We start from the raw sequence: 4,301 nt of genomic DNA on the forward strand, positions 1-4,301 counted from the left end.
TACTTAAAGCGATTGTCTTGGTGTAGAGCCAGGATTATCCCCTCAGTGATCCCTTGTGCCGTTGCTATGGGGTCATCATTAACCACCGGTAAGCTAATTCCAAGAGTTGTAATCTTTTGCTGTTTCGCAGTCCGGGCAATTGTGGCACTTCCACGGCGCAGTGTATCTAAGCTCAGGTCATCAGCTTTACCCAATCCTACCAGGATAATTTTACGGATTGGGCTACCGGATCCGACACGGGTGACAGCAGAACTACTAGTGCTACCCTTAAATTCTGTTTCCTCGATCAATTCTGTAATCGTACCAGTCAGTTTCTGATCCAACTCGGCTAAATCACCAGTCAGGTCTACAGCATCCTCAAATAACCCAATGGCTAAAGCATCACCAGTCCAGTCTAACCTTAGTGTATCGGTTCCGCGAATTTCCATATTTTTTTCTGTCTAGGTAATTACAATGAATAGTTTTTGAACCAATACCATAACAAATATTGACTGGTAATGGGGTGAGGGGGTGTGGCGGTTAGTTAGTGTAAAGATTGTTGAAATTTTATCTGACGATTAACGAAAAAAACATTCTATCTGTGTTATATTTAGAATTGATAATCATAAACTATCAATAAACTTGTTCCGGATCGAGACGTTTATGGCTCAAAATATCGAGTCAGTTAACACACAAAAAGTAAATCCTCGACAACGCTATACGAAACTAAACATTTTTGTCGAGGTCTTACTGGCTTGACGAGGTAAGCCAAACTAGAAAGAAGTGTTCTATTGACTTAAGCGATGCTTGATTGTAGAGCCACTTGAGGAATATTTCCCCTTAATTGCTGATTTCTGGTTTCCATCCTATGCCTCTGCTCGACCCCAACCGTTCTTATAGCTTCAGTGAAATAGCCAAACTCAAAACTCCGACGGATGAAATCTTGGCAGAATATGGCTATTCACTAGAACGTACCTTATTGGATTTGCGGCAATATCAGGGTGAGTTAGATCGATTGCAGGAGCGCCAATCACGCCTCGAAGAAATCTTACCTTACCTGGATCTGAGCAACGAACAATCCCGGCGGGAGATGTTAATTGCACCTGTGATGGCAGATTTAATTCACTACACAAGGGCGCAATTGCGAATTGAGTATTCAATCAAGGTCAGCAATCAGCTTCAAGGCGCGTTGGACTATTTGCTGAGGACAACGACTAATCTGTTAGTAGTTGAGGCAAAGCAAGAGGATCTTACCAATGGTTTCACTCAGATGGCAGTCGAACTGATCGCTCTCGATCAGTGGGAGAAATGCGCATCGGTTGAGCAACAGCCACAACTATTTGGAGCCGTTTCAACTGGAACAATCTGGCAGTTTGGTATTCTGCACCGTCAAGATAAATTAATCACCCAACAATTGACTCTCTACCGGGTACCAACGGATTTAGAACCCTTAACCAGAATTCTGATCGCAGCGCTCTCTAGCAGTAATTGAGTAAGAGAGTCACTGCTCTATTGTTGAGCAACTTGAGGAATATTTCCCCTTAAACCAGTCATCAACTTCAAAGCATAAATCTTGACTGGACGAATCCGGCGCAGCATCCATAACCCGAGACGGCGTATCGCCACTATTGGTAACCAGTTGTTGGAAAACATCCGATCTAGGGTATCGGTAAACCCTAAGATGACAAGATTCTCTTGCTTGCGCCAGTTTTCATAGCGCTTAAGAACCTCTATGGCTCCAATATCTTCCCCTGCTTGGTGTGCTTCAGTCAAGACTTGGGCAAGGGCAGCAGCATCGCGAATCCCAAGGTTTAGTCCTTGACCACCGACAGGATGGCAGCAATGGGCAGCATCACCAATTAGTGCTAATCTTGACTGAATATAGCGATCGCTCTGCATCAACTGCACTGGAAACAAATAGCGATCGCATTCCAACTCCAAGCGACCCAACAGACCACCAGTGTAGTATTCCAGCTTAGCGAGAAACTGATCTTCGTCTAGTTCTTTTAAAGCTTTGGCTTCAGCATGGGGTGCTGTCCACACCACCTGGCAGCGATTCTCTGATAAGGGCAGCACCCCCATCGGACCACTAGGCCAGAAGCGTTCAAAAGCCGTATTATTATGGGGCTTTTCAGTTTTAATCCGGGCAGTCACACAAGATTGCCAGTATTTCCAGCCACGAGTCGTAATCCTAGCCCTAGTCCGAATTTGCGATCGCGCTCCATCAGCCGCCACCAAGAGCCTTGTCCTGATTCGATGCTGAGTATCACCCTCCTTGACAGTAATCTCCACCCCAGACTCCTGATAGTCTACATCCACTACTTCTGCTGGACACAGCCAGTCAACATTGGGGCAATCTGTCAAAAATTCTTGCAACGACGTTAGCACCGGACGGTGTTCTCCCACATACCCTAGGGCGTTGGTACCTAAATCTGAAGGGGAAAAATTTACCACACCGGAATGGTTAGCATCGGAAAGCTTGATCTGCCGAAATGTGCTAATCTGCGGCAGGATTTTATCCCAAACCCCAATACCTGCAAAAATACGCCCTGAGAGGATAGACAAAGCATAGGCTTGTATCCTGGCAGCTGCCACTGACTTCGGTTTTGCTTCTATGAGTAATACGCTCAACCCAGAATGTTTCAACGCACAGGCCAGGGTAGAACCAGTAATGCCACCCCCGACAATGGCTAGGTCGTAATCAAAACTTTGATGGGTTGCTGAGGTAGTTTGAATCAGCAGTTCCAGCGCCATAACTATAGTAGTAAGTGTCTCGGTAAATAGTAATATATACTCTTTTTCATTGTGACGCTTTTAGATCAACCCATCAACTGATCCAATTTTGCTCAACCTGGAAACACACGACTTAACTCTAGGCACAAATCTCCAAGACCAGGAATGGTAACCGTTTCATTGGGCAACACCACCCGTTTGACCCGATAGCCGAAATTTCTTTGAGTATCTTGATAGGGCTGAGTATAGCACTCTAGTTGACCAGCCACCAGGTTAACAATCCAGTAATCCTGAACTTGGTTTTCTGAATATAAAGATAGCTTTACGGTCTGGTCATACTCCAGGGTTGAATCTGACACCTCAATAACCAGCAATATATCCTTTGGATAAGGGTGATTTGGCAAGTAGTCATCTGCCTGACCCCATGCGATCGCAACATCCGGTTCCGGTTCACTGTCGTTGGATAGGATGATTGGTTCCTGTCCCCTTACTACCCCACGGTCGCCTACTAGTCTGTCCAACTCTCGCCATAACTTAGTGTTGCAAACCGAGTGGGAGGTACCCTTCGCCACCATTTGTATTAACTCTCCCCGAATCAACTCCACCCGGTCATCTTCTGTTAGAAAACCATTATCAATCAAGCGATGATAGTCAGCTAGGCTAAAGCGCTTAGTTTTGATCAGGGTCATGATAACTTAACTTTAAAAACACAGCTTAATTGTATGAGGAGTTATTCTTTTCCAATTTATCAACCCATGCCTCTAGTGCCTTGATTTTTTCAGTCCAAGTTATGGTTTAACTCACCCCAATATCAATTAATTCAATATTCCCTATTTTATCATAAAATAGGCTTTAATTTTCAGCTTCTGGTAACCAATCCTGATCTAAGGCCAATCCAAGAGAATAGGGGCAAGCCTCTGGGAAAACCGAAACAGGCATTCCGGTTTGCTGGGCTGCCTTACGGCGAGCCCGCTGATAGCTTTGTTCCAGCTGCTGGGCTGGATAGCTCCTGAGACTGGGACTATCTTCAATAGCTAGCTCAATCTGAGTCCGAGCGTCAGTAATCGAATCCAGCCAGCTATCCGAGCGACGCTGATGCTGGTATTGCCACTTGAGCAAATGTAACAGCAGGCGAATCAATTGGCTAGTAATTCCCCGCCTTTCACTCTTGCCCAAGTCTTCAACCTCCTCAATCAGATTTTCTAAGTCAATCTCTTGCCAACGACCTTCTCGCAACAGCTGTGCTGTTTGTTGTGTCCAGGAATGAAAGTCTTTTGTGTATGATTTTTCCACAACTGTCTCTCCCTTTATATACCCAATTTATCTCTTAATTTATTAACTCTTGCCTCTTGCCTCTTGCCTCTTGCCTCTTGCCTCTTGCCTCTTACCTCTTGCCTCTTACCTCTTACCTCTTGCCTCTTGCCTCTTACCTCTTGCTAGCTTGCCTATTGCTAGCTTGCCTCCAAAAAACTAGGACTTATCTTAAGCACGGAAATCCGTTAAACGACTTCCAACCCTTCTCACATCCAATGGTGGATTTTTAACCTGATTAGTATTCAAATTGCTGTTAAGTTCCCGAATACGGCGGG

Annotated in this window: 6 protein-coding genes; 2 read left to right on the plus strand and 4 right to left on the minus strand. The window is 45.1% G+C overall.

What is annotated here, in order from left to right:
• On the minus strand, positions 1 to 428 hold a 428-nt coding region (locus tag F6K20_RS26390; RefSeq protein WP_287296613.1), incomplete at its 3' end, for a M17 family peptidase N-terminal domain-containing protein.
• Between the two features lie 419 nt (positions 429 to 847).
• Here F6K20_RS26390 and F6K20_RS26395 point away from each other — a divergent pair.
• Complete coding sequence (locus F6K20_RS26395; RefSeq protein WP_008189561.1) at positions 848 to 1,471, plus strand: hypothetical protein; 624 nt, start codon at positions 848 to 850, stop codon at positions 1,469 to 1,471.
• A gap of 17 nt (positions 1,472 to 1,488) precedes the next feature.
• Here F6K20_RS26395 and F6K20_RS26400 read toward each other — a convergent pair whose 3' ends face one another.
• The 3 genes from F6K20_RS26400 to F6K20_RS26410 form a co-directional block, all read right to left on the minus strand.
• Complete coding sequence (locus F6K20_RS26400) at positions 1,489 to 2,733, minus strand: FAD-dependent hydroxylase (RefSeq protein ID WP_008189560.1); 1,245 nt, start codon at positions 2,731 to 2,733, stop codon at positions 1,489 to 1,491.
• Positions 2,734 to 2,825: 92 nt separating this feature from the next.
• Positions 2,826 to 3,401, minus strand: a complete 576-nt coding sequence (locus F6K20_RS26405; RefSeq protein WP_008189558.1) for a Uma2 family endonuclease — start codon at positions 3,399 to 3,401, stop codon at positions 2,826 to 2,828.
• Between the two features lie 163 nt (positions 3,402 to 3,564).
• Entirely contained in the window at positions 3,565 to 4,005 is a 441-nt protein-coding gene (locus tag F6K20_RS26410; protein WP_287251026.1) for a DUF29 domain-containing protein, read from the minus strand.
• Positions 4,006 to 4,054: 49 nt separating this feature from the next.
• Between F6K20_RS26410 and F6K20_RS26415 the strand changes: the two genes are divergently transcribed.
• The gene (locus F6K20_RS26415) at positions 4,055 to 4,186 is read left to right on the plus strand and encodes a hypothetical protein (RefSeq protein WP_287296615.1); all 132 of its coding nucleotides are present in this window, start codon (positions 4,055 to 4,057) and stop codon (positions 4,184 to 4,186) included.
• Positions 4,187 to 4,301: the final 115 nt, after the last annotated feature.

This window comes from Moorena sp. SIO2C4, from assembly GCF_010672485.1.
Taxonomy (GTDB): Bacteria; Cyanobacteriota; Cyanobacteriia; order Cyanobacteriales; family Coleofasciculaceae; genus Moorena; species Moorena producens.